This window comes from Pseudotabrizicola algicola (assembly GCF_010915705.1).
Taxonomy (GTDB): Bacteria; Pseudomonadota; Alphaproteobacteria; order Rhodobacterales; family Rhodobacteraceae; genus Pseudotabrizicola; species Pseudotabrizicola algicola.
Window position 1 is genome coordinate 15,358 of the sequence record NZ_JAAIKE010000007.1, and the last position, 23,179, is coordinate 38,536.

Consider the following 23,179-nt stretch of genomic DNA (forward strand, 5'->3'; position numbering starts at 1 on the left):
GTTTAGGGGAAAAGCGTGCAGGAATGAAGGGGGTGGGTTTCCACTGTGTTACAGAGCGCCTCCCCTCATAGAATCAATGGGTTAGCCCTGTGGTCTTCATGAGTTGTTAACAATTCCGCTTCAAACGCCCCGCCCCGCCACCCGCTGGCCGAGAAATCGCGGCTATACAGGGGGCGACCAATGCGGCCGGAGCGATATGGGCGTGCCGGTAGGGGTGAGCGACCAAATCTCGCGCATTTCGGCATCGGTAACCGCAACGCATCCGTCGGTCCAGTTGAGCCATGTATGCCACGCCGCAAGCGCGCCCCAGCCATTGGGCAGGCCGTGGATCATGATATTGCCGCCGGGGCTGTAGCCACCTTGCGCGGCGGCGGCCTTGTCAGCGTCATTCGGGTAGGAGATGTGCAGGCTGAGATGGGCCATCGAATTCGGGTTGCGCCAGTCGATGACGTAATCGCCCTCGGGCGTGCGCTCGTCGCCCTCGCGCTCCTTGTGGCCCTGATCCCATGCGGAGCCCATGGCAATATCATAGGTTTTCAGCACGCTCTGCCCGCGCAAGAGATACATCTTGCGGTCGGATTTGGAGACGATGACGCGGTCGGCCTGTTCTTCGGCGGCGGCGTAGGGCGGCGGCGTGCCAGACCCCACGCGCGCCATGACCTTGGTGTAGCCGAAGGCGGCGACAACACCCGACATCAGGACTGTGGCGGCAAGAAGAAGGGGGCGGGTTCGCAAGGCGCAGGCTCCGTCACTGGGGGTTGCAGTGTTTCAGGCGGGCGCGGCAAGTTCAAGCGGCCGGGCCGTGGCCCTCGGGCGCTTGGGGGGCTATGCTGCGCGCCATGAGCGATGATCTGAAATCCCGCCTGCACGCACGCGCCCTTGCCGAGGGGTTTTCGGCCATGCGCATCACCACGCCGGATGCAATTCCGCAGGCGGCGGAACGGCTGGCGGCGTTTGTGGCGCAAGGGCGGCACGGGCAGATGGGCTGGATGGCCGAGCGCATGGGCTGGCGGGGCGACCCTGCCGCGCTGTGGCCCGAGGCGCGGTCTGTCATCATGCTGGCCGAAAGCTATGCGCCGGAGGAGAACCCACTGCCCCTGCTGCAAGAGCGGGATCGCGGCGTGATTTCGGTCTACGCGCAGGGCAAGGATTACCACGATCTGGTCAAGCGGCGGCTCAAACGGCTGGGGCGCTGGCTGATCGACGAGAGCCACCGCGACAAGACCGCCTGCGAGATCAAGGTGTTTGTCGACACCGCCCCCGTCATGGAAAAGCCGCTGGCACAGGCGGCGGGGCTGGGCTGGCAGGGCAAGCACACCAATCTGCTCAGCCGCGATCTGGGCAACTGGTTTTTCCTTGGCGCGATTTTCACGACGCTGGAACTTGCGCCGGATGCGCCCGAGCAAAGCCATTGCGGGTCTTGCACCGCCTGCCTCGACATTTGCCCGACGGCGGCTTTTCCTGCGCCCTATCAACTGGATGCACGGCGCTGCATTTCCTACCTGACGATCGAACATGCGGGTCCGGTGGCCGAGGACCTGCGCGCATTGATGGGCAACCGGATTTATGGCTGCGATGATTGCCTTGCCATCTGCCCGTGGAACAAGTTTGCCAAGGCGGCGCGCGATATCGGCTATGCCGCGCGGCACGGCGCGCCGCCCTTGGCCGAACTGGCGGGGCTGGATGATGCCGCGTTTCGCGCGCGTTTTGCGGGAAGCCCGATCAAGCGGATCGGGCGGAGACGGTTTGTGCGCAATGTGCTGTATGCGATCGGCAATTCGGGCGATGCGGCCCTGCGCGGCGTGGCGCAAGCGCTGTGCGACGATGCCGATGCGGCGGTGGCCGATGCGGCCCGCTGGGCAGTGTCGCGGCTTTAGGCGCCGCGCAACTGGTCGCGCAGGGTGGTGATCTGTTCACGCAGGCGCGTCAGGTCATCCAGCGACAGGCCGGATTTTTCCAGAACGGCGGCGGGGATATGCGCCGCCCGCGACTGGAGCGTGCGGCCCGCATCGGTCAGCGTGATGTTCACCTGCCGCTCATCGGCGGAACTGCGGGTGCGGCTGATCAGCCCGCGATCTTCCAGCCGTTTGAGCAGCGGGGTGAGCGTGTTGGATTCAAGCTGCACCTGACGGCCAAGGCTGCCCACCGTCTGCGCCTCGCCCGTCCAGAGCGCGGTCAGGACGAGGTATTGCGGATAGGTCAGACCCAGATCATCGAGCAGGGGTTTGTAGACATGCTGCATCGCATGGGTGGCTGAATACAGCGCAAAGCAGATCATGTCAGGCAGGGGCAAGGTCATGTGGCCAGTATAATCGCGCGCGATTGAATCGCAAGCGGGTTGACCTGCGGGGGCGACTCGCCTATATTACATCGCATACGATATAATCGCAAACGAAAGGAACTCCGATGTCCGTTGATGCGAAATACTGGACCGAGGCCCATGCCACCGGAGGCGGGCGCAATGGTCTGGCCAAGCTGGCCGATGGCAAGCTGACGGTGACGATGACCAGCCCGAAAGAGCTGGGCGGGTCGGGCGCGGGGCATAACCCCGAAGAGCTGTTCGCGCTGGGCTATGCCGCCTGCTATCTCGGCGCGATGCGCTTTGCCGCCAGCAGCGAAAAGCTGGGCACCGTGCCGGACGATGCCACGGTGAACGCCCATGTGGGCATCGGGCCGCGCAGCGATGGCGGCTTTGGCCTGAAGGTCAAGCTGGTCGTGACACTGCCGGGGGTGGAGCGTGCCGTGGCCGAAAAGATGGTGGAACGCGGACATTTCATCTGCCCCTATTCCAACGCGACCAAGGGCAATATCGAAGTGGAAACCGAACTGGCATAGGCCGGTTTGCGCCTGACCCGCGCGCTAAGGCGCGGGCGTTTGGTTTTGCGGTGATTCTGGGGTATGCTGGCTGCCCACAGTCAATGGAGGACAGCATGCAACGTGACCCGAAGGGCCGCCATCTGGCCGACACACGCAGCCCCAGCACGGGCAGCAAGACGGCGCAATTCCTGCGCCTGGCGCGGCGCAAGCGCGAGGTGTTCCACACCAGCCACGCGCCTTCCGGCGGAACGCGGCTGGCGCAGTTCCTGCGCATCGCGCGGGGGCGGATGGCCTGAACAGGCGCTCATCAAGCCTCACGGCTTTCTTCGCTGCGGGGGGCCGCAGCGAAGAGGCCGGTCAGGGCCGATGAGCGTTCAGGCGCGGACCAGTTTCTCGTAATCGAGCGAGACCTGTTTGCACAGATCGCCGACCTCGAAATTGTAATCGCCGATCTGGCCGACCGGCGTCACCTCGGCGGCGGTGCCGGTGAGGAAGCATTGCTGGAAGCCTTCCAGCTCGGACGCCTCGATGCGGCGCTCGATCACCTTGATGCCCATGCCTTGCAGCATGCCGATCACGGTCTGGCGGGTGATACCGTTCAGGATCGCGTCGGGAATGGGGGTGTGCACCTCGCCATCCTTGACGAAGAAGATGTTGGCGCCGGTCGCCTCGGCAACATAGCCGCGATAGTCGAACATCATCGCGTCCGAGCAGCCCTTGGCCTCGGCGGCGTGTTTCGACATGGTGCAGATCATGTAGAGGCCCGCGGCCTTGGCGGCATGGGGGATGGTATCGGGCGCGGGGCGCTTCCACTTGGCGATGTCGAGTTTCGCGCCCTTGAACTTGGCGTCGCCGTAGTAGTTGCCCCAGGACCAGACGGCGATGGCCATGCGGATCGGGTTGCGCTTGGCGGCGACACCCATGTCTTCGCCCGCGCCGCGCCATGCCAGCGCACGGACATAGGCGTCGGTCAGGTTGTTGGCTTTCAGCACCGCCTCTTTCGCGGCCTCGATCTCGTCGACCGAGTAGGGCAGCGGCATGTCGAGGAGTTCGCCCGACTTGCGCAGCCGTTCCGAATGTTCGCGCGACTTGAAGATCTTGCCGTTGTAGCACCGCTCGCCTTCGAACACGGCGGAGGCGTAGTGCATGGCGTGGGTCAGAATGTGGACATTGGCATCACGCCAGTCTACCAGTTTGCCATCCATCCAGATGTACCCGTCACGATCGTCATAGCCAGCCATGAAGCCCCCCAAATTTTCGCAATGTTGCCAAGGACAGGTCCGTTTCGGACATAATCTTGCGCAAAACCGTATGCGGGCTATCAGTTGGGTCTTGGAAAGTCAACAAGGCTGACGTAACTTCACCGTCAGCTAGGGAGGCGCTTCATGGCAGATCAGACCCCCAGCGGCGAAAGCCTGCTGTTTCTGACCGACGAGCAGTTGCGCAAGGGCATCGAGGCCATGTTCTTTGCCTACCGGGGCTTTACCGCCGACCCGGACCGTATTCTGGAGGGCATGGATTACGGGCGCGCCCATCATCGGGCGATCCATTTCATCCACCGCAGCCCCGGCACCACGGTTTCCAACCTGCTGACCATTCTGGGGGTGACCAAGCAATCGCTCAACCGCGTCCTGCGCACGCTGGTGGACGACGGGCTGGTGGAGGCGCGGGTGGGGCGGCGCGACAAGCGCGAGCGGCACCTGCACCTGACCGCCAAGGGGCAGGAGCTGGAGCGCGAGCTGTCGGATGCGCAGCGGGCGCGGATGCGCGCGGCCTATCGCGCGGCGGGGCCGCAGGCGGTGGCGGGGTTCCGGCAGGTGCTGGAGGCGATGATGGACCCCGAACTGCGGCGGCAATACCAAGGGCTGAAGGAGAGCGGCGCATGACGCAAGGGGACGCGCATCTGCTGGTGGTGGATGATGACGAACGCATCCGCGGGCTGTTGCAGAAATTCCTGATCCGCAACGGATTTCTGGTCTCGGTCGCCCGCGACGCGGCACAGGCGCGGCGGCTGCTGTCGGGGCTGGAATTCGACATGATCGTGCTGGATGTGATGATGCCGGGCGAGGATGGCATCACCCTGACCCGCGAATTGCGCCGCCAGATGCAGACGCCCATCCTGCTGCTGACGGCCAAGGGCGAAACCGCCAGCCGGATCGAAGGGTTCGAGGCCGGCGCAGACGATTACCTTGGCAAGCCCTTCGAGCCGAAGGAACTGCTGCTGCGGATCAACGCCATCCTGCGGCGGGTGCCGGTGGTGCGCAATGAAACGGTGCCGAAGGTGCTGCATCTTGGCCCCGTGCGCTATGACATGGACCGGGGCGAGTTGTGGCGCGGCTCCGATCCGGTGCGGCTGACCGCAACCGAGGCGGCGCTGATGCGGCTGTTTTCGGCGCAGCCCGGCCATGCGATCAGCCGTGAAAAGCTGGTGGCCGATCTGGGCCGCGACGATGCCGCGCAGGAACGGGCGGTGGATGTGCAGATTACCCGTCTGCGCCGCAAGATCGAGGATGACCCGAAACAGCCGCGCTATCTGCAGACCGTGCGCGGCGAAGGGTATATGCTGCAACCCGATTGAACGGCTTGGCAGACCTGATACAGACAGGCTGGGGGAAATCTCTTGCTCTGTATCCGTGGAGGAACGAATTGAAATCTGTTTGCGCGTCTCTTTTGGCCTCGGTCGCCTTGCTCTGTGCTGCATCGCCCGCTGTTACCCAAACCCTGATGACCTATGACTCGGTCGGCGTCTGGGACATTCTGGTGGACCCGACCATCGGCAATGGCTGCCTGATCAATGCGGTGTTCGAGGATGGATCTGACGTGCGGATCGGCTTTGCCCCCGACACGGGCAATGGCTATTTGCTGGCGATGAACGAGGCTTGGGGCGATATCGAGGAAGGGACGATGTATCCGATCTCGATGGATGTCGACGGATCGGTCTACAACGGCGAGGGCAAGGGCATCTACATTGACGGGATGCCGGGCGTGGACATCGAGTTCGACAGCGCCGATTTCCTGCTGGATGTCGCCACCAAACAGACGCTGACCCTGTCGTCCGAGGCGGGCGAGGTGATGTCGATTGACCTGACCGATACGATGGCCGCGCTGGACGCCGCCATTGCCTGTCAGGAAGCACAGGGCTGATCCTGCCCCAGCGCCCCGATCAAGCGGCTTGCAGCCGCTGCGGGGCGCGCCATACTGGGCGGCATGAAAACGCTGCTTTCCCTAGGACATGGCTATAGCGCCGATGCGCTGGCCCGTTTGCTTGTTCCGCAAGGCTGGTCGGTGATCGGCACCACGCGAACGCCCGAGAAAGCCGCGCGCCTGAAGGCGCGCGGGATCACACCACTGCTGTGGCCCGGCGATCTTGGCCCGGCCTTGGCGCAGGCCACGCATATCCTTGTTTCGGCCGCGCCGGATGCGGCGGGAGACCCGTTCCTGCTGGCCTGTCCGCAGATCGCGCAGGCGCGGGTCGATTGGGTCGGCTATCTGTCGACCACCGGCGTTTATGGCGACCATCAGGGCGGATGGGTGGACGAGGCCACGCCGCTGACCCCTGTGGGCGCGCGCGGTGCGCAGCGCGTGCTGGCCGAGACACAGTGGCGGGCGACCGGCCTGCCGCTGCACATCTTCCGGCTGGCGGGCATTTATGGCCCCGGTCGCGGCCCGTTCGAAAAGGTGCGCGACGGCAGCGCGCGGCGGATCATCAAGGCGGGCCAGTATTTCAGCCGCACCCATGTGGAGGACATTGCGCAGGTGCTGGCCGCCAGCATCGCGCGGCCCAACCCCGGCGCGGCCTATAACGTCTGCGATGACGAACCGGCCCCGCCCGAGGATGTGCTTTCCCATGCGGCAGCGCTGCTGGGCCTGCCCGAGCCGCCGGCGATAGACTTCGATCAGGCCGAGATGACGCCGATGGCGCGCAGTTTCTATGCCGAGTCAAAGCGGGTGCGCAATGACCGGATCAAGGACGAGCTTGGCGTGCGGCTGCTCTATCCGACCTATCGCGAAGGCCTGGCCGCGCTTTTGGCCGCGTCCTAGCGCACTGCATTTGCCCCTTGCGCCTGCTGGCGGGGGCCGTATCCTTGCCGATACCTCGGGGTGCCCCTGTGCCGGGCTGAGATGCGAAAGCGGACCCGTTGAACCTGAACCGGATCATACCGGCGGAGGGAAGGTGCGACGGATGACCTCCAAGCCCGACCTGTTCCGTCGCAATTGGAGGAAGACATGAAAACTTCGATCCTTGCGACCGGCCTTTCCTGCCTTGCGCTTGCGGCGCATGCGGAAACGCCTGTCCTGACCGTTTACGCGGGTGAATACTTCACCTCGGAATGGGGCCCCGGACCGGCCATCGAGGCGGGGTTCGAGGCGTTTTGCGGCTGCGACCTGCAATTCTCGACGGGCGATCTGCTGCCGCGCCTGCTGCTGGAAGGTGCGCGCACCGAGGCCGATGTGATGATCGGCCTGTCCACCGATGTGCTGGCCCGCGCGCGCGAGTCGGGGCTGTTTGCGCCGCACGGGCAGGATCTTTCGGCGCTGACGGTGCCGGTGGACTGGCCGGATGACACCTTCCTGCCGTTCAACTGGGGCCATACCGCGCTGATCTATGACACGACGCGGATGGAGACGCCCCCCGCCTCGCTGGAGGCGATGCGCGATCTGCCCGAGGGGGTGACGGTGGTGATCCAGGACCCGCGCACCTCGATCTCGGGGCTGGCGATGGTGCTGTGGGTCAAGGCGGTTTACGGCGATCAGGCGGGGGCCTTCTGGGCCGATCTGGCGCCGCATATCCTGACGGTGACGAAGGGCTGGTCGGAAAGCTATGGCCTGTTCACCAGCGGCGAGGCCGATATGGTGCTGAGCTACACCACCTCGCCCGCCTATCACATCATGGCGGAAAATGACCTGACCAAGAAGGCGGCGATCTTCCCCGAGGGGCATTACTTCATGGCCGAAACCGTGGGCAAGATTGCGGGGACCGATCAGCCCGAACTGGCCGATCAGTTTCTGGCATGGGTGCTGACGCCCGATTTCCAGAAGACCATTCCGGCGGCAAACTGGTCGCTTCCCTCGGCGCTGCCGGTGGCGGACTGGCCTGCGGGCTGGTCTGACCTGCCGCTGCCGGAAACGGTGCTGTTCCTGTCCGAGACCGAAGCCGAATCGCTGCGGGCCGAGGCGGTCGAGGAATGGCGCGCGGCGCTGTCGCAATGATCGGGACAAGCGTCGCGAGTGCCCTCGCGGCGCTTGTCCTTCTGCCGCTGGGGGCGGTGCTGTGGCGGGCCGGGGTCTGGCCCGCGCTGGCCCCCGGCGATCTGCAGGCGCTGTGGTTCACGCTGTGGCAGGCGGCGGTGTCGGCGCTGCTGTCTTGCGTGCTGGCGGTGCCGGTGGCGCGGGCGCTGGCGCGGCGGCGGTTTCCCGGGCGCGCGGCGCTGATCTCGCTGATGGGCGCGCCATTCCTGCTGCCCACCATCGTGGCGGTCATGGGGCTGATCGCGGTGTTCGGGCGCAGGGGCTGGGCGAACGAGGCGCTGGCCGCGCTGGGTGTGGCCCCGCTGTCGATCTACGGCGCGCAGGGGGTGATTCTGGCGCATGTCTTCCTGAACCTGCCGCTGGCGGTGCGGATGATCCTGCAGGGATGGCAGGCGATTCCCGCCGAACGCTTCCGCCTCGCCGACTCGCTCGGCTTTGCCCCGGCGCAGGTGTCGCGGCATCTGGAATGGCCGATGCTGCGCGCCGTGCTGCCGGGGGCCTTCGCGGTGATCTTCGTGATCTGCCTGACAAGCTTTGCCATCGCGCTGACGCTGGGCGGAGGGCCAAGGGCCACCACGGTGGAGCTGGCGATCTATCAGGCCATACGCGCCGATTTCGACCTTGGCCGCGCAGCGCTGCTGGCCGGGGTTCAGTTCCTGCTGTGCGCGGCGGTGGCGGTGCTGATCTGGCGGGTGATCGCCGCCCCCGGTTTTGGCGCGGGGCTGGGCCGCCCCCCGATGCTGCGGACGCGCGGCGCGGGGCCGTGGCTGGCCGATGTGCTGGCCATCGGCGGCGCGGCGCTGTTCCTTCTGTTGCCCTTGACCGCCATCGCGCTGCGCGGCTTGCCGGGTTTGGCCGACTTGCCTGAGGCCGTCTGGTCTGCCGCAGCGCGTTCGGTCAGCGTGGCGCTGGCTTCGACCCTCCTGACGGTGCTGGCTGCCCTTGCGCTGGCGCTGCGGGTGGCCAAGGCGGGGCGCGGCGCGGCTTTGATGGATGCGGCGGCGCTTCTGCCGCTGGCGACCTCGGGGCTGGTGCTCGGCACCGGCCTTTTCCTGCTGGTGCAGCCTTGGGTTCTGCCGGCGCAGCTGGCGCTGGAAGTCACCGTCGCGGTGAATGTCGCCCTGTCGCTGCCCTTCGTCTACCGGCTGCTGCTGCCCGAGGCGCGCACGCTGCAGGCCGATTACGGGCGGCTTTCGGCTTCGCTTGGCTTGCACGGGCCCGCATGGCTGCGCTTTGTCGCCCTGCCCCGGCTTGCGCGCCCGCTGGGTTTTGGCGCGGGGCTGGCGGCGGCGCTTTCCATGGGCGACCTTGGCGTCATCGCGCTTTTCGCTTCCGATCAGAGCGCCACCCTGCCGCTGGTGGTGCAGGGGCTGATGGCCTCTTACCGGCTGGAGGCGGCGGCGGGCGGGGCGCTTGTGCTGGTGCTGACAAGTTTCGGCCTGTTCTGGGCCTTTGATCTGATGGGGCGACGCTATGCTGCGGTTTGAACGGGTGGTGCTGGCGCAGGACGGCTTCCGCCTGAGCGCCGACTGGGAACTGCCCGCCGGCGGACGGGTCGCCGTGATCGGCCCCTCGGGCGCGGGGAAATCCACCCTGCTCTCGGCGGTTGCGGGTTTTCTGGCCCCGCAGAGCGGGCGCATCCTGTGGCAGGGTCAGGACCTTGCCGCGCTCGATCCCGGCGCGCGGCCCGTCACCATCCTGTTTCAGGACCAGAACCTGTTCCCGCACCTGACGCTGGCGCAGAACCTCGGCCTTGGGCTGCGGCCCGACCTGCGCCTGTCGCCGCCGCAGCAGGCGCAGATCGGCGCGGTGCTGGACCGCGTGGGCCTGCCCGGCCTCGCCGCGCGCAAACCCGCCCAGCTTTCGGGCGGGCAGATCGGGCGCGCCGCGCTGGCCCGTGCCCTGCTGCGCGCGCGGCCCGTGCTGTTGCTGGATGAACCTTTTGCCGCGCTCGGTCCCGCGCTCAAGGCCGAGATGCTCGGGCTGGTCGAAGAGGTGGCAGCGGAAACCGGCGCGCTGGTGATGATGGTGACCCATGACCCCGCCGATGCCCGTGCCTTTGCAGCGCTGACCGTTCTGGTCGCCGATGGCATCGCCGCGCCCCCTGCCCCGACCGCCGCGCTGTTCGCAGACCCGCCCCCCGCGCTGCGCCGCTATCTGGGATAGGACTTGCCGGCAGGACCGGCGGACAAATGAAAAACCCCGCCAGTGGCGGGGTTTCCCTTTGGTCTGTGCTGGCGCCGGTCAGGCCAGCTTGCGGCCCTTGACGTTGGCCCAGATCTTCTTGTTGGTCAGATAGAGCAGGGTCGACAGCACGATCAGGAAGATCACTGCGGTAAGGCCAGCCTGCTTGCGTGCCATCAGCTTGGGCTCTGCTGCCCAGACGAGGAAGGCGGTCACGTCCTCGGCCATATTCTCGACCGTGGCGGGGGTGCCATCGGCATAGGTGACCAGATCGTCGCTCAGCGGGTTGGGCATCGCGATCCAGCTGCCCGGCACGGTGGACACGCCATGCTCGTCCTTGCAGCTGTCCGGCACGCTGCCGTTCGGGAAGGCCGAGTTATAGTAGAACCCGTCCACACCATCGGGAGCGCAGGCCGGTTCTTCCTCGTAATGCGTCAGGATGGAATAGGTGTATTCCGCCCCGCCGATCCCGTTGAAAAGCTGGCTGATACCGGTGCCGTAGGGGCCGTGGAACCCTGCGCGGGCCTTGGTCATCAATGAGAGGTCCGGCGCGCCTTCCATGCCCGATGCCGGGAAATGGTCGGTCGGCACACCGGCGCGGTCTTCGCCGGTTTCACGGTCGGTGACCGTGAACTGCGACGCATAGGCGCGGATCTGGTCTTCCGGCATTGCCGGACCACCAGGATCGGACAGGCTGCGGATCGGCACGAACTTCATGCCGTGGCAGGCTGCGCAGACCTCGGTATAGACCTGCAGGCCGCGCTGCAGCTGGTTCTGGTCGAACTTTCCGAACGGGCCTTCGTGGGCAAAGGCCAGATCGGTGATTTCGGCATGACCGCCGGCGGCCAGTGCTGCCCCGGCCGAAAGGGCAAGGGCCGTGGTGGCGGTGAGTGCGATGTTCCTGATCATGTCAGTCAGTTCCTTTCTCACTCGGCCGCGACGGTCTTGGTGCCGCCGGTCGTCGGGGAGTAATGGGCGTTGAAGTCTTCCTCGATGGTCGCAGGCTGCGGCGTCGGCTTTTCGATGACACCCAGAAGCGGCAGGATGACAAGGAAGTAGGCGAACCAATAGGCCGAGGCGATCAGCGAGATGGTGGCATAGGGCTCTTCCGCCGGCATCGCACCCACCCACATCAGCACGATGAAGTCGACGCAGAGCAGGGCGAACCACCATTTGAACATCGGGCGGTAACGGCCCGAGCGCACCGAGGAGGTATCCAGCCACGGGGCCAGAGCCATCACCGCGATGGCACCGAACATGGCCAGCACGCCGAAGAACTTGGCGTCGACGATGCCGAAGGTCAGCCATTCCGCCGCGATCACGACCCAGACTTCACCCGTGAAGGCGCGCAGGATGGCGTAGAAGGGCAGGAAGTACCATTCCGGCACGATGTGCGCGGGCGTCGCCAGCGGGTTCGCCTCGATGTAGTTGTCGGGGTGGCCAAGGTAGTTCGGCATGAAGCCGACGATGGCGAAGAACACGACAAGGATCACGGCAAGGGCGAACAGGTCCTTGATGACGAAGTAGGGCCAGAACGGCACGGTGTCGCGCGCGGCCTCTTCCTTGGACCCGCGGCGCACTTCAACGCCCGTGGGGTTGTTGTTGCCGGTGGTGTGGAAGGCCCAGATATGCACCGCGACGAGGGCCGCGATCACGAAGGGCAGCAGGTAGTGCAGCGAGAAGAAGCGGTTCAGCGTGGCATTGTCGACTGCCGGTCCGCCGAGCAGCCAGGTCTGGATCGGCTCGCCCACGCCGGGGATCGCGCCGAACAGGCCGGTGATCACGGTTGCACCCCAGAACGACATCTGGCCCCACGGCAGAACGTAGCCCATGAAGGCGGTGGCCATCATCAGCAGGTATATGATCATGCCGATGATCCAGGTCACTTCGCGCGGGGCTTTGTAGCTGCCGTAGTAGAGGCCGCGGAAGATGTGCAGGTAGACGGCGATGAAGAACAGCGAGGCACCGTTCTGGTGCAGGTAGCGCAGCATGTGCCCGCCGTTCACGTTGCGCATGATATGCTCCACCGAGGCGAAGGCATAGTCGACGTGCGGCGTGTAATGCATCACCAGCACGATGCCGGTCACGATCTGCAGCGCAAGGCAGAAGGTCAGGACGATGCCCCAGATCCACATCCAGTTCAGGTTCTTCGGAGTGGGCAGCATCAGCGTGTCGTAGGCAAGCCCGACGATGGGAAGGCGCTTGTGCAGCCACTTCTCCCCGCCTGTCTTTGGCTCGTAATGGTCGTGCGGAATTCCGGCCATGGTGTTGTGTCCTTATCCCAGCCTGATCGTTGACTCGTCCACAAAGGACGCGAGCGGAATGTCGAGGTTGCGCGGCGCAGGTCCACGGCGGATGCGGCCGGCCTCGTCATAGTGCGACCCGTGGCAGGGGCAGAACCAGCCACCGAAGTCACCGGCCCCGTCGCCGATCGGCACGCAGCCGAGGTGGGTGCAGACGCCGATCATCACCAGCCACTCGCCCGCTTCGTCCAGCGTGCGGTTCTGGTCAAGCGCGTCGGCCCCCGGCTTGTTGGGGTTCTGTGCGGCGCGGTCGATGGTCAGCTGGTCCAGCGTGGTGGCGCGGGCGGCGGCAATCTCGGCCTCGCTGCGGCGGCGGATGAACACCGGCTTGCCGAGGAACTTGACGGTAAGCTGGGTGCCGACGGCAACGCCCGAGACGTCGACGAAGATCGACGACAGCGCCTGGACGTCGGCCGAGGGGTTCATCTGGTTCACAAGCGGCCAGACCGCGGCTCCGGCGGCAACAGCCCCGGCCCCGGCGGTTGCGTAATACAGGAAATCCCTGCGGGTGCCTGCGTGGTCTTCTGCGTGGGACACGAGTTATTCTCCCTTTCAAGGTCACACGGGCTGCGACCCATAAAGATTTCGGGGCTGTGGTTTCCCACGACCCTGCCGTTGGGGTTCTTAGCCAAGCCGGGGCGCGACGTCCAGCGGACAATACGGCGCATCTGACCTGCCATGAACCGTTATTTCCTTGCCTGTGGCCGATAGGGCGCGTCGATCACCGGGCAATCATGGCCATTATGATGCGCGGCTGTCCCTGCGGTTCAAGCCCCTGCGACAAGACGTAGCGCAGAACGCCCGCCGAAAGCTGCCGCTGCCGTCCGCCGCACATCGCGCCACGGTGCCGCCTTCCGTGGCAACGCCGCCGAGCGGGGGCTCGATGCCCCCGAGGCGGCACCCCCGATGCGGAGCGCGCGACTCAGCCCTTGGGCAGCGTCGCCTGCATCGAGGGGCGGGCGGCCAGTTCGGCTTCCCATGCCGCCAGAAGCGGACGGCCCATGCGCCAGTGCCGCCCGGCGTGGCGGAAATCCAGATAGCCCAGCGCGCAGCCAAGCGCGATTTTCCCCATATCTAGCGGACCTGCGGTCAGATAGTCCATCCAGCGGTTTTCCAGATCATCCAGCGCCCGCGCGATCTTGGACCACTGCCCTTCGACCCAGGGCGCGTGGCGGCAATCCTCGGGGCGGATGCGGGTTTCATAGACCATCAGCAGCGCGGCATCGAGAATGCCGTCGGCGGTGGCCTCGAGCGTCAGCGTCTCCCACAGGCGCGGGGCCTCGGGATACAGCCTCGCCCCCGCTTGCGCATTCAGGAACTGGCAGATCACCCGGCTGTCATAGAGCGTGGGCGCGCCCTCGCGTTCCAGCGCGGGGATCTTGCCGAGCGGATTGCGGGCGATCACCCCGCTGTCCGGCGCGACCGGGGTGCCGGAGGCGGGGGTTAGGTCGATCCCCGAAAGGCCGGTTTCGGTGATCAGCACCATGACTTTGCGGACATAGGGCGAGGTGGGCGAGTAAAACAGCTTCATCCGATATCCCGAAAGCGCAGGCGGGCCATCATGCCCGCATCAAGGTCATAGGTTTTGCCGCCGATGCGGACGCGGCGGCGCAGGCGGAAGGCGGCGTTGTGCTGCCCCTTGGCATCGCGCGGGCTGTGCGTGGCCAGACCTTCCGCCAGATCATCCAGCGCATCTTCGGCGCGCTGGTCGGTGCGCCCGGCAAAGCCGCGCTGCCGGATCAGGCGCTGGCCAAGATAACCGACGGCGGCAATCGCCCCGAAACGCAGGGCAAAGGGCAGCAGCGGGGCTAGGGGCAGCGGCATGGTCACCTCCGGTCGGTCTGTCGAAAGCTTAGGCGGGGGATGGGCCGCTGTCCATCCCGGCCACCGTCCGCAAGACCCGCGCCGCGCTAGGCGGGGTTTCGCGGGATGATTCGTTCCATTTCATCGGCAAGGCGCGCGGCATCGCTTGGCCCGCCCCTCTGGCGCAAGGCCGCGGCAGCGCGCAACCGCACTTCGGGCGGCTTGTTCTGGTTCAGCTTCCATGTGCCTTGCAGGTCGGTGATCTCCAGCCGGAAGGGCAGGATCATCCGCATCATGCGGGGCATCGCTCCGGGCGTCATCTTGGCGCTTGTCCAAGGCGTCTTGGGCAGAAGGCGCGCCTCTTGCGCGGCGCTGATCGCGTCGAGATGCGGCTCGAGCGCTTCGGGGGGCAGCGGATGCAGCGTGCCGCGCAGGTGCACGGCAATGTAGTTCCATGTGGGCACCTGATCGGGCACCAGATCATGCGGGCCATACCAGTCGGGCGAGATATAGGCATCTGGCCCCTGCACGGCCAGCAGGGCGGCAGCGGGCAGGGCGGCACGGGCGATGGGGTTTGACCGCGCAAGATGCAGATCCAGCGTCTCGCCGTTTTCAGAAATCACGAAAGGCACATGCGCGGCAAGCGGCCCTTCCGGCCCGTTGAGCGCCAGCATGCCGAACCCCTGCGCGCGCGCAAAGGCAAGGATGGCGTCATGTTCTGCAGACCGGAATGCGGGATTTGGATGCATGGAGTCCCTGTCAGCGTTGCGGTTTCGTCGGGGCGGGGGGCAGGGAGGCGCCTGCCGTCATCCTGCCAAAGGCACCGGCGCCCGCGCACGGCGCATCAGGCGGATGCCGAAAGCGGCACCGGCCAGATAGACCAGCGCGGCCAGGGGCGATTGCAGCGGCAGCGACAGCGTGACCATCGGCCCGAGGATGGTGCCCGCGCCGGGCAGGATCAGCGTTCCCGCGAAGAGCCCTGCAAGGGCGATGAGCGCCACCCAGAGCGCGGCATCAAGTGCCACCCCCCTGCCCCCGGCGCGGCGCGCAAACAGCGGGAACAGCAGCCATTGCGCAAGGGCCGCGCCCGCCAGCATCGGCGCAAGCGAGCGCACGAAGGCCCCCGGTTCGGGCGGGATGCCATTGGCCAGCGTCATCGCCAGACCAAGGGTGGCGGCGGCGACCAGCGCGGCAAGCAGGCGGCTGTGGGAATAGCTGAACATGACACATTCCTAGACGACCCCCGCCCGCAGGCAAGGGCCAAGAGAAAAGGCCGCCCGGTTTCCCGTGGCGGCCTTTTGATTACGTCGCTGCAAGCGATATCAGCCCTGACGGGCCTTGTAGCGCTTTTGCGTCTTGTTGATCACATAGACGCGGCCCTTGCGGCGCACGATCTGGCAATCACGGTGACGCGTCTTCAGCGAACGGAGCGAGTTGGCGACTTTCATGGTCGTCTCTTTCCTTGGTCGCGGCGCATCACGCGCCAGTTGAAAACAATAACTCCCGGATGGGGAGCGGTGAATGGTGGGCGGTACTGGGATCGAACCAGTGGCCACTACGATGTCAACGTAGTGCTCTACCGCTGAGCTAACCGCCCACGCTACAGCCGCTGTTCCCCCAAACGCCCCAAAGAAAAGGACGCGGGGGGAACCGCGTCGGTGTGGGGGGGTCTATAGCCAGTTGCGGCGGGGGCTGCAAGAGGCTTTCCATCGGGCGGGGCGATGCAATCTAGGCTTTTGGCATTTCGGCAAAGCCCGCTATAACAGGGAGGAGCGGGAGACAGCAGTGCAAAGCGAAGCCTTTACCCTTTACCAGCCCAAGCGGCGCGACACGCCCGTGGTGTTTTCCTCACCACACAGCGGCAGGGTCTATCCGCCTGAGTTTCTGGCCCGTTCGGTGCTCGATTCCCATGCGATCCGGTCGTCGGAAGATGCGTTTGTGGATGATCTCTTCCTTGCCGCGCCCGATTTTGGCGCGCCGCTGATCGCGGCCTCGGCCCCGCGCGCCTTTGTCGATCTCAATCGCGCCGCCGACGAGATGGACGCTTCGGTGGTGGAAGGCGTGCCGCGCAGCCCGCACAACCCGCGCGTCGCCTCGGGGCTCGGGGTGATTCCCCGCGTCGTTTCGGGCGGGCGGCAGATCTATCGCGGGAAACTGGCGCTGGTCGAGGCGGAAGAGAGGATTCGCAGCCACTGGCACCCCTATCACGCCGCCTTGCGCCAGTTGACCGAGGAAAGCCACGGCCTGTTCGGCCAGTCGGTGCTGATCGATTGCCATTCGATGCCGCATGAGGCGATCGAGGCCCATTCGCGCCCCGGTTTCCCGCGGCCCGAGGTGGTGCTGGGCGACCGATTCGGCGCGGCGGCGGCGCGCGATGTGATGGACAGGGTCGAGGCCGCATTCCGGCGCGCAGGCCTGCGGGTGTCGCGCAATGCGCCCTTTGCCGGGGCCTATATCGCGCAGACCTATGGCCGCCCGTCGCGCGGCTTTCATGTGGTGCAGGTGGAAATCGACCGCGCGCTTTACATGGACGAGGCGCGCATCCTGCCCTCGGCGGATTTTGACGCCTTCCGCGCGCTGATGGCGGGGGTGATGGCGGAAATCACCGATATCGGCCGCCGTCAGGTGCCGCTGGCGGCGGAATAGACCTCGCAGGCGGGACCGGCGCGGCCCCTGAAGCCTAGCGCAGTGCGCGACCCTTTATGATCGCCTCTTTGCCGAAGCGGGCGCGAATCGCGTCGGCGGCACGTTCGGCGCGGGCGCGTTTGGCGGCGTCGGGGTCGAGCAGATCGCCCGAGCGGTCGGCCTGATCTTCGGGCGCAAGGTCGGAAATGCCCACCCCGATCAGCCGGAACGGGCCCTTGGTGCCGGAATGGTCGAAGAGGTCACGCGCGGTGCGGTAGATGCGGTCGGCGATCTGGGTAGGGTCGGACAGCGCGTGGCGACGGGTGACGATCTGGAAATCGCCGCGCTTGAGCTTGAGCGTCACCGTGCGCCCCGCGAGCGCCTTGGCCTTGGCGCGGTCGGCCACCTGTTCGGACAGCCGCCACAGATGGCCGTCGAGCAGGTCGGGGTCGGACGTGTCTTCAAAGAAGGTGGTTTCCTTGGAAATCGACTTCACCATTTCGTCGCGCGTCACGCGGCGGCTGTCCTGCCCGCGCGCGAGGTGCCAGAGCCTGTCGCCCATCTGGCCGAAGCGCGCCACCAGATCGACGCGGTCCCAGCGCAGAAGATCGGCAATCGTGCGGATGCCCGCCTGTTCCAGCGCGGCCTGCGTGGCGGTGCCGACCCCCCAGAGGATGCGCACGGGTTTGGGACGCAGGAAGGATTCCGTCTCTGCCGGGCCGATCACCGAAAAGCCGCGCGGCTTGTCGAGATCGGAGGCGATCTTGGCCAGAAACTTGTTATGCGCGAGGCCGACGGAGCCGGTGACGCCCAGTTCCTCCTCCATCCGCTTGGTCAGGCGGGCGAGCAGGACGGCAGGCGGCGCGCCATGCAGGCGGGCGGTGCCGGTCAGGTCCAGAAACGCCTCGTCCAGCGACAGGGGTTCGATGGCGGGGGTCAGATCCTCCATCATCGCGCGGATCTGGCGGCTGACCTCGACATAGCGGGCCATGCGGGGTTTGACGACAACCGCCTGCGGGCAGAGCTTGAGCGCCTGAAACATCGGCATCGCCGAGCGCACGCCGTGGATGCGGGCGATGTAGCAGCAGGTCGACACCACCCCGCGCGTGCCGCCGCCGACGATCAGCGGCTTGTCGGCAAGGCCGGGATCATCGCGCTTTTCCACCGAGGCGTAGAAAGCATCGCAATCCATATGCGCGATGGAGAGGTGGAACAGGTCGGGATGCGCCAGCAGGCGCGGGCTGCGGCAGGCCGGACAGCGGCCCCGCGGCGGGGCCGTTTCAAAGGTCGTCAGGCAATCGCGGCACAGGGCGGGCATGATGCGCGCAGCATAGCGGGTTGGAACGCGGGCGCACAGCGGGATGTGGCAGCGCCGGAGGCATCCGTGGGAGCCTCCGGCGGGAGTATTCCCGAAAGGTGCAAGGCAGGCCTAGCGTGCCGGAGCGGGGCGCAGGCTTGGCTGTGCGGATTTGGCCGGTTTCCGGTAGCGGTCGAAGCCGAGGTCGCGGCTTTCGATCTCGGTCGCGCGGCCCGAGACGATATCGGCCAGAAGGCGGCCGGAGCCTGCCGACATGGTCCAGCCCAGCGTGCCGTGGCCGGTGTTCAGGAACAGGTTGGCGATGGGCGAGCGGCCGACGATGGGGGTGCCATCGGGGGTCATCGGGCGCAGGCCTGTCCAGAAGCTTGCCTGGCTTTGGTCACCGGCGCCGCCGAACAGGTCTTCGACCGAGTGTTGCAGGGTGCGCTTGCGCTTGTCGGACAGCGACAGGTCGAAGCCTGCGATTTCCGCCATGCCGCCGACGCGGATCCGGTCGCCCAGACGGGTGATGGCGATCTTGTGGGTTTCGTCCATCACGGTGGAGACAGGGGCGCGGGCGGCGTCGACCACCGGCACGGTGATGGAGTAGCCCTTGACCGGATAGACCGGCAGGTTCAGCCCCAGATCGGCGGCGAGTTTCGGCGAGTAGGAGCCCAGCGCCAGCACGAAGGCATCGGCAGTCACTTCGCCTTCGGAGGTGGTGACGGAGGTGATCCGGTCGCCCGTGCGGTTCAGACGGGTGATGCTGACGCCGTGGCGGAAGGTGACGCCGAGCGCGGCGGCGCGGGCGGCGAGCCCTTGGGTGAACTTGAAGCAATCGCCGGTTTCATCCTTGGGCAGGCGCAAGCCGCCTGCGATCTTGCCCGCCGCATCGGCAAGGCCCGGTTCGACCGCGAGGCAGCCTGCCACGTCGAGCACTTCGAAGGGCACGCCCCCCTGACGCAGCACGTCGATGTCCTTGCCCGCCGCATCCACCTGCTTTTGCGTGCGGAAGAGTTGCAGCGTGCCTTGCTGGCGTTCGTCGAAGCTGATGCCGGTATCGGCGCGCAGGTCGGTCAGGCAATCGCGCGAGTATTCGGCAAGGCGCACCATGCGGCCCTTGTTCACCGCATAGGCGGCGCTGGTGCAGTTCCCCAGCATCTGCAGCATCCAGCGGATTTTGGCCATGTCCGGCTTGGGGTTCACGATGAGCGGGGCATGTTCCATGAACATCCACTTGATCGCCTTCATCGGCACGCCGGGCGCGGCCCAGGGCGCGGAATAGCCGGGGCTGATCTCGCCCGCGTTGGCAAAGCTGGTTTCCATCGCGGCGGCGGGCTGCCGGTCGATCACCGTCACGTCATGCCCCGCGCGGGCCAGATACCAGGCCGAGGTCACGCCGATGACGCCAGAGCCGAGGACGACGATTTTCATGGGCAAACCTTTCGCGGAGGGGATGATCTGTCGAAGATGCATCGAAGGGGCGGGGATTTTCTGGCAAAGATGACGGGGGCTTTGGGCTTCTTTCGAATAAATCACCATTCACATGGAACATGGCGGCAGAAAGTTTCGCATGATTAAGAATCGGGCGAAGAATGAACGGCGGCAGCGGGCATTGGCGCAAGATTATCCCCAGCCTTGCCTCTGGCGGGGGAAGCCGCCATCCTGACGGGCAGCAATCCATTCAGCGGGGCGTGTTTTCATGGGTTTTGACCAGTTTCTGGGCGGCAATGCGGTGTTTCTGGCCATCGCCGCATTTCTTATCCTGTGTATCTTTCTGGGCGTGCGGATCGTGCCGCAGTCGGAAAAACATGTGGTGGAGCGCTTTGGCCGCTTGCGGTCGGTGCTGGGGCCGGGGATCAACTTCGTGGTGCCGTTTCTGGACCGGGTGGCGCACAAGATTTCCATTCTGGAGCGGCAGTTGCCGACCGCCAGTCAGGATGCCATCACCGCCGACAACGTGCTGGTGAAGGTGGAGACGAGCGTGTTCTACCGCATCACCGAGCCGGAAAAGACCGTCTACCGCATCCGCGATGTGGATGCCGCGATTGCCACCACGGTGGCAGGGATCGTGCGGAGCGAGATCGGCAAGCTGGAACTGGATCAGGTGCAGTCGAACCGCAGCCAGTTGATCGAGCGCGTGCGCGAACAGGTGACGGCGATGGTCGATGACTGGGGGGTCGAGGTGACGCGGGCCGAAATCCTTGACGTCAATCTGGACGAGGCGACGCGCGCGGCGATGTTGCAGCAGCTGAATGCCGAGCGCGCGCGGCGGGCGCAGGTGATGGAGGCCGAGGGCAAGAAGCGGTCTGTCGAACTGGCGGCGGATGCGGATCTGTATGCCGCCGAGCAGCAGGCCAAGGCCAAGCGGGTGACGGCGGATGCCGAGGCCTATGCCACGTCGGCCATTGCGGTGGCGATCAAGGAATCGGGGCTGGAGGCGGCGCAGTACCAGCTTGCGCTGGCGCAGGTCGAGGCTTTGGCCAAGGTGGCACAAGGCACCGGCAAGCAGACCATTCTGGTGCCAGCGCAGGCGCTGGATGCCTTTGCCGATGCGTTCAAGATGCTGAAGGGGCGCAGCTGATGTGGGCAGTCTGGTGGGTCTGGATCGTGGCCGGTTTCGCGCTGGGCGTGCTGGAGGTGCTGGCCCCCGGTTACATCTTCGTGGGCTTTGCCATCGGCGCGGTCGTGGTCGGCGCGGGGCTTGGCCTCGGGCTTCTGGGCGGCTCGCTGCCGTTCTTGCTGCTGGTCTTTGCGGTCGCGTCGCTGGTGGCGTGGCTGGTGCTGCGGCGGGTGCTGGGCGTGCGCAAGGGGCAGGTCCGGCTGTGGGATCGCGACATCAATGACTGACGGGCGCAGGGTTCTGGTGCTGACCCATGATGACTGCTTGTCGCATGTGACGCCCCCCGGCCACCCCGAGCAAGTGGCACGGCTGCAGGCGGTGGAGCGGGGCCTGCAGGGCCTTGCGGTGGAGCGGCGCGCGGCCCCGACGGGCGCGGTGGAGGATGTGCTGCGCTGCCATCCGCACCGCCATGTGGACCGTCTGCGCGCGGCGGTGCCCGCGCAGGGCTGGGCGCAGGTCGATGGCGATACCTTCCTGTCGCCGGGGTCATACACGGCGGCCATGCGCGGCGTGGGCGGCATCTGCGCGGCGGTAGATCATGTGATGACCGCAGGGGGCCGCGCCTTTGTGGCCACCCGCCCGCCGGGGCATCATGCCGAGCGGGAAACCGCGATGGGGTTTTGCCTGTTCGGCACGGTGGCCATCGGGGCGATGCGGGCGCTGGAGGTGCATGGGCTGAACCGGGTCGCTGTGCTGGATTTCGACGTGCATCACGGCAACGGCACGCAAGACCTGTTGTGGGACGAGCCGCGGGTGCGCTTTGTCTCCAGCCAGCAGATGCCGCTGTATCCCGGCAGCGGGCATCCGGACGAGCGCGGCGCGCATGGGCAGATCACCAACCTGCCGCTGCCCGCCGGATCGGGGGGCGCGCAGATGTGGGCCGCGTGGGAGCCTGCGCTGGCCGCGCTGCGCCTGTGGCAGCCCGAGCTTGTGATGATAAGCGCCGGGTTTGACGCGCACCGCGATGACCCTTTGGCGGGGCTGATGTGGTCGGCCGCCGATTTCGCGCGGCTGACGCGCGCCATCTGCGCGCTGGCCGACGAATGCTGCGCGGGGCGGGTGGTATCGGCCCTGGAGGGCGGCTATGATCTGGACGCATTGGCCGATTGCGTGGCCGCGCATGTGAAAGAACTGGGAAGGCAAGCCGCATGACCGACAGACCCGCCGAAAAGCCCGTAGGCGACATGAGCTTTGAAGAGGCGATGGCCGCGCTGGAACAGGTGGTGGGCCAGCTGGAACGCGGCGATGTGGCGCTCGATGCCTCGATCGCGCTCTATGAACGCGGGGCCGCGCTCAAGGCGCATTGCGAGGCCAAGCTGAAGGATGCCGAGGAAAAGGTGGAGCTGATCCGCGCCGCCGAAGGCCGCGCCATCGGCACCACACCGGCGGAGGGGATGTGAGCTTTCCCGCCGCACTGGCCGAAGCGGGCGGCCTGATCGGAGCACGGCTGGAACAGGCGCTTGCCGACGGGGCAGACGAGCCTGTCATCCATGCGATGCGCTATGCAGTGGCGGGCGGCAAGCGGCTGCGCGGCTTTCTGGTGCTGGAAACCGCGGCGCTGTTCGGGATTGCGCCCGCGCAGGCCATCAGTGCCGCCGCGGCGGTCGAGGCGCTGCACGCCTACAGCCTTGTGCATGACGACCTGCCCTGCATGGATGACGACGATCTGCGGCGCGGCCTGCCCACCGTCCATGTGAAATGGGATCAGGCGACCGCCGTTCTGGCCGGAGATGCCCTGCAGACGCTGGCCTTCGAGTTGCTGTGCGATCCGGCGCTGGGCAAGGCCGACACCCGCCTTGAACTGGTGCGCACACTGGCGCTGGCCTCGGGGGCCGAGGGCATGGTGCTCGGGCAGGCGCTGGACATCGCTGCCGAAACCGCAAGCGCACCGCTGACGCTGGACCAGATCACCCGCTTGCAGGCGGGCAAGACCGGCGCGCTGATCCGCTGGTCGGCCGAGGCGGGGGCGGTGATCGCGGGGGCCGACCCTGCCCCCTTGCGCGCCTATGCCACAGCCCTTGGCCTTGCCTTCCAGATCGCCGACGACATCCTTGACGAGACGGGCGACGAGGCACAGACGGGCAAGCGCCTGCACAAGGATGCAAAGGCGGGCAAGGCCACCTTTGTCTCGCTTCTGGGTCTGGAGGGCGCGCGCGCCCGTGCGCGGGATCTTGTCGCCGAGGCAGAGCGCCACCTTGCCCCCTATGGCGACAAGGCGCAAACCCTGATAGACGCGGCCCGGTTTGTAATCGCGCGCGACAGCTAAGGCCAAAGGCA

29 protein-coding genes, 1 tRNA gene and 1 riboswitch are annotated in these 23,179 nt (G+C 66.4%); of the genes, 16 read left to right on the forward strand and 14 right to left on the reverse strand.

The features are described from left to right. Nucleotides 1-162: 162 nt before the first annotated feature. Entirely contained in the window at nt 163-735 is a 573-nt protein-coding gene (locus G3572_RS17295; protein WP_240335613.1) for a L,D-transpeptidase family protein, read from the reverse strand. Nucleotides 736-839: 104 nt separating this feature from the next. Between G3572_RS17295 and queG the strand changes: the two genes are divergently transcribed. After that, nucleotides 840-1,877, forward strand: a complete 1,038-nt coding sequence (gene queG / locus G3572_RS17300) for a tRNA epoxyqueuosine(34) reductase QueG (RefSeq protein WP_164614249.1) — start codon at nt 840-842, stop codon at nt 1,875-1,877. Here the strand turns inward: queG and G3572_RS17305 are convergent. Next, nucleotides 1,874-2,299 (reverse strand): MarR family winged helix-turn-helix transcriptional regulator, encoded by a 426-nt coding sequence (locus G3572_RS17305; protein WP_164614251.1) that lies wholly within the window; start codon nt 2,297-2,299, stop codon nt 1,874-1,876. The genes queG and G3572_RS17305 overlap by 4 nt on opposite strands. 107 nt (nt 2,300-2,406) lie before the next feature. Here G3572_RS17305 and G3572_RS17310 point away from each other — a divergent pair, with 107 nt between their 5' ends. Both G3572_RS17310 and G3572_RS17315 read left to right on the forward strand, forming a co-directional pair. After that, a complete protein-coding gene (locus tag G3572_RS17310) occupies nt 2,407-2,835 on the forward strand; it encodes an organic hydroperoxide resistance protein (protein ID WP_164614253.1) in 429 nt (142 codons plus the stop codon). 95 nt (nt 2,836-2,930) lie between these two features. Then, nucleotides 2,931-3,113 carry a hypothetical protein gene (locus tag G3572_RS17315; RefSeq protein WP_164614255.1) on the forward strand — a complete coding sequence of 61 codons (183 nt, stop codon included), beginning with the start codon at nt 2,931-2,933 and terminating at the stop codon, nt 3,111-3,113. 78 nt (nt 3,114-3,191) lie between these two features. Here G3572_RS17315 and G3572_RS17320 read toward each other — a convergent pair whose 3' ends face one another. After that, nucleotides 3,192-4,058: a branched-chain amino acid aminotransferase gene (locus G3572_RS17320; RefSeq protein ID WP_164614257.1), complete on the reverse strand. Its 867-nt coding sequence runs from the start codon at nt 4,056-4,058 to the stop codon at nt 3,192-3,194. Nucleotides 4,059-4,202: 144 nt separating this feature from the next. On the opposite strand from G3572_RS17320, the gene G3572_RS17325 reads away from it, so the two are divergent. The 7 genes from G3572_RS17325 to G3572_RS17355 all read left to right on the forward strand — a co-directional run bounded on the left by G3572_RS17325 (nt 4,203) and on the right by G3572_RS17355 (nt 10,233). Beyond that, nucleotides 4,203-4,703 carry a MarR family winged helix-turn-helix transcriptional regulator gene (locus G3572_RS17325; protein ID WP_164614259.1) on the forward strand — a complete coding sequence of 167 codons (501 nt, stop codon included), beginning with the start codon at nt 4,203-4,205 and terminating at the stop codon, nt 4,701-4,703. Continuing rightward, nucleotides 4,700-5,395: a response regulator gene (locus G3572_RS17330; RefSeq protein ID WP_164614261.1), complete on the forward strand. Its 696-nt coding sequence runs from the start codon at nt 4,700-4,702 to the stop codon at nt 5,393-5,395. The genes G3572_RS17325 and G3572_RS17330 overlap by 4 nt, the downstream gene beginning before the upstream one ends. Nucleotides 5,396-5,463: 68 nt before the next feature. After that, on the forward strand, nt 5,464-5,961 hold the full coding sequence (locus G3572_RS17335; protein WP_164614263.1) for a hypothetical protein: 498 nt from the start codon (nt 5,464-5,466) through the stop codon (nt 5,959-5,961). Nucleotides 5,962-6,024: 63 nt separating this feature from the next. Continuing rightward, on the forward strand, nt 6,025-6,858 hold the full coding sequence (locus G3572_RS17340) for an SDR family oxidoreductase (protein WP_164614264.1): 834 nt from the start codon (nt 6,025-6,027) through the stop codon (nt 6,856-6,858). 46 nt (nt 6,859-6,904) lie between these two features. Further along, nucleotides 6,905-7,006, forward strand: a riboswitch (TPP riboswitch). A gap of 38 nt (nt 7,007-7,044) precedes the next feature. After that, nucleotides 7,045-8,028 carry a thiamine ABC transporter substrate-binding protein gene (locus G3572_RS17345; protein ID WP_164614266.1) on the forward strand — a complete coding sequence of 328 codons (984 nt, stop codon included), beginning with the start codon at nt 7,045-7,047 and terminating at the stop codon, nt 8,026-8,028. Continuing rightward, the gene (locus G3572_RS17350; protein WP_164614268.1) at nt 8,004-9,554 is read left to right on the forward strand and encodes a thiamine/thiamine pyrophosphate ABC transporter permease ThiP; all 1,551 of its coding nucleotides are present in this window, start codon (nt 8,004-8,006) and stop codon (nt 9,552-9,554) included. Before G3572_RS17345 ends, G3572_RS17350 begins: the two co-directional genes overlap by 25 nt. Next, nucleotides 9,541-10,233: a thiamine ABC transporter ATP-binding protein gene (locus tag G3572_RS17355; RefSeq protein WP_164614270.1), complete on the forward strand. Its 693-nt coding sequence runs from the start codon at nt 9,541-9,543 to the stop codon at nt 10,231-10,233. The genes G3572_RS17350 and G3572_RS17355 overlap by 14 nt, the downstream gene beginning before the upstream one ends. A gap of 78 nt (nt 10,234-10,311) precedes the next feature. Here the strand turns inward: G3572_RS17355 and G3572_RS17360 are convergent, their stop codons facing one another. The 9 genes from G3572_RS17360 to G3572_RS17400 form a co-directional block, all read right to left on the reverse strand. After that, nucleotides 10,312-11,160 (reverse strand): cytochrome c1, encoded by an 849-nt coding sequence (locus G3572_RS17360; RefSeq protein ID WP_164614272.1) that lies wholly within the window; start codon nt 11,158-11,160, stop codon nt 10,312-10,314. 17 nt (nt 11,161-11,177) lie between these two features. Continuing rightward, a complete protein-coding gene (gene petB, locus G3572_RS17365; protein ID WP_164614274.1) occupies nt 11,178-12,515 on the reverse strand; it encodes a cytochrome b in 1,338 nt (445 codons plus the stop codon). Between the two features lie 12 nt (nt 12,516-12,527). Further along, nucleotides 12,528-13,091 (reverse strand): ubiquinol-cytochrome c reductase iron-sulfur subunit, encoded by a 564-nt coding sequence (gene petA, locus G3572_RS17370; protein ID WP_164614276.1) that lies wholly within the window; start codon nt 13,089-13,091, stop codon nt 12,528-12,530. 385 nt (nt 13,092-13,476) lie between these two features. Then, a complete protein-coding gene (locus G3572_RS17375) occupies nt 13,477-14,085 on the reverse strand; it encodes a glutathione S-transferase (RefSeq protein ID WP_164614278.1) in 609 nt (202 codons plus the stop codon). Beyond that, on the reverse strand, nt 14,082-14,378 hold the full coding sequence (locus G3572_RS17380) for a hypothetical protein (RefSeq protein ID WP_164614280.1): 297 nt from the start codon (nt 14,376-14,378) through the stop codon (nt 14,082-14,084). Before G3572_RS17380 ends, G3572_RS17375 begins: the two co-directional genes overlap by 4 nt. 86 nt (nt 14,379-14,464) lie before the next feature. Next, the gene (locus G3572_RS17385; protein ID WP_164614282.1) at nt 14,465-15,106 is read right to left on the reverse strand and encodes an FMN-binding negative transcriptional regulator; all 642 of its coding nucleotides are present in this window, start codon (nt 15,104-15,106) and stop codon (nt 14,465-14,467) included. A gap of 57 nt (nt 15,107-15,163) precedes the next feature. Further along, nucleotides 15,164-15,580, reverse strand: a complete 417-nt coding sequence (locus tag G3572_RS17390; protein WP_164614284.1) for a hypothetical protein — start codon at nt 15,578-15,580, stop codon at nt 15,164-15,166. Between the two features lie 99 nt (nt 15,581-15,679). Further along, on the reverse strand, nt 15,680-15,805 hold the full coding sequence (gene ykgO / locus G3572_RS17395) for a type B 50S ribosomal protein L36 (RefSeq protein ID WP_100196728.1): 126 nt from the start codon (nt 15,803-15,805) through the stop codon (nt 15,680-15,682). A gap of 74 nt (nt 15,806-15,879) precedes the next feature. Next, nucleotides 15,880-15,954 (reverse strand) — tRNA-Val (locus tag G3572_RS17400). A 188-nt stretch (nt 15,955-16,142) separates the two neighbouring features. Between G3572_RS17400 and G3572_RS17405 the strand changes: the two genes are divergently transcribed. Further along, the gene (locus G3572_RS17405; protein ID WP_164614285.1) at nt 16,143-17,003 is read left to right on the forward strand and encodes an N-formylglutamate amidohydrolase; all 861 of its coding nucleotides are present in this window, start codon (nt 16,143-16,145) and stop codon (nt 17,001-17,003) included. A 34-nt stretch (nt 17,004-17,037) separates the two neighbouring features. Here the strand turns inward: G3572_RS17405 and G3572_RS17410 are convergent, their stop codons facing one another. Both G3572_RS17410 and G3572_RS17415 read right to left on the reverse strand, forming a co-directional pair. Beyond that, on the reverse strand, nt 17,038-18,300 hold the full coding sequence (locus G3572_RS17410) for a DNA polymerase IV (RefSeq protein ID WP_164614287.1): 1,263 nt from the start codon (nt 18,298-18,300) through the stop codon (nt 17,038-17,040). Between the two features lie 111 nt (nt 18,301-18,411). Then, nucleotides 18,412-19,755, reverse strand: a complete 1,344-nt coding sequence (locus tag G3572_RS17415) for a D-amino acid dehydrogenase (protein WP_354004061.1) — start codon at nt 19,753-19,755, stop codon at nt 18,412-18,414. A 226-nt stretch (nt 19,756-19,981) separates the two neighbouring features. On the opposite strand from G3572_RS17415, the gene G3572_RS17420 reads away from it, so the two are divergent. Genes G3572_RS17420 through G3572_RS17440 form a run of 5 tightly spaced genes read left to right on the forward strand, consistent with a single transcriptional unit; the run spans nt 19,982 to nt 23,168 of the window. After that, nucleotides 19,982-20,863: an SPFH domain-containing protein gene (locus G3572_RS17420; protein WP_164614291.1), complete on the forward strand. Its 882-nt coding sequence runs from the start codon at nt 19,982-19,984 to the stop codon at nt 20,861-20,863. Next, complete coding sequence (locus tag G3572_RS17425; RefSeq protein WP_164614533.1) at nt 20,860-21,129, forward strand: NfeD family protein; 270 nt, start codon at nt 20,860-20,862, stop codon at nt 21,127-21,129. The genes G3572_RS17420 and G3572_RS17425 overlap by 4 nt, the downstream gene beginning before the upstream one ends. Continuing rightward, nucleotides 21,122-22,054: a histone deacetylase family protein gene (locus G3572_RS17430; protein ID WP_164614292.1), complete on the forward strand. Its 933-nt coding sequence runs from the start codon at nt 21,122-21,124 to the stop codon at nt 22,052-22,054. Before G3572_RS17425 ends, G3572_RS17430 begins: the two co-directional genes overlap by 8 nt. After that, nucleotides 22,051-22,302 (forward strand): exodeoxyribonuclease VII small subunit, encoded by a 252-nt coding sequence (locus G3572_RS17435; protein ID WP_164614294.1) that lies wholly within the window; start codon nt 22,051-22,053, stop codon nt 22,300-22,302. Before G3572_RS17430 ends, G3572_RS17435 begins: the two co-directional genes overlap by 4 nt. Then, nucleotides 22,299-23,168, forward strand: a complete 870-nt coding sequence (locus tag G3572_RS17440) for a polyprenyl synthetase family protein (protein WP_164614296.1) — start codon at nt 22,299-22,301, stop codon at nt 23,166-23,168. Before G3572_RS17435 ends, G3572_RS17440 begins: the two co-directional genes overlap by 4 nt. Nucleotides 23,169-23,179: the final 11 nt, after the last annotated feature.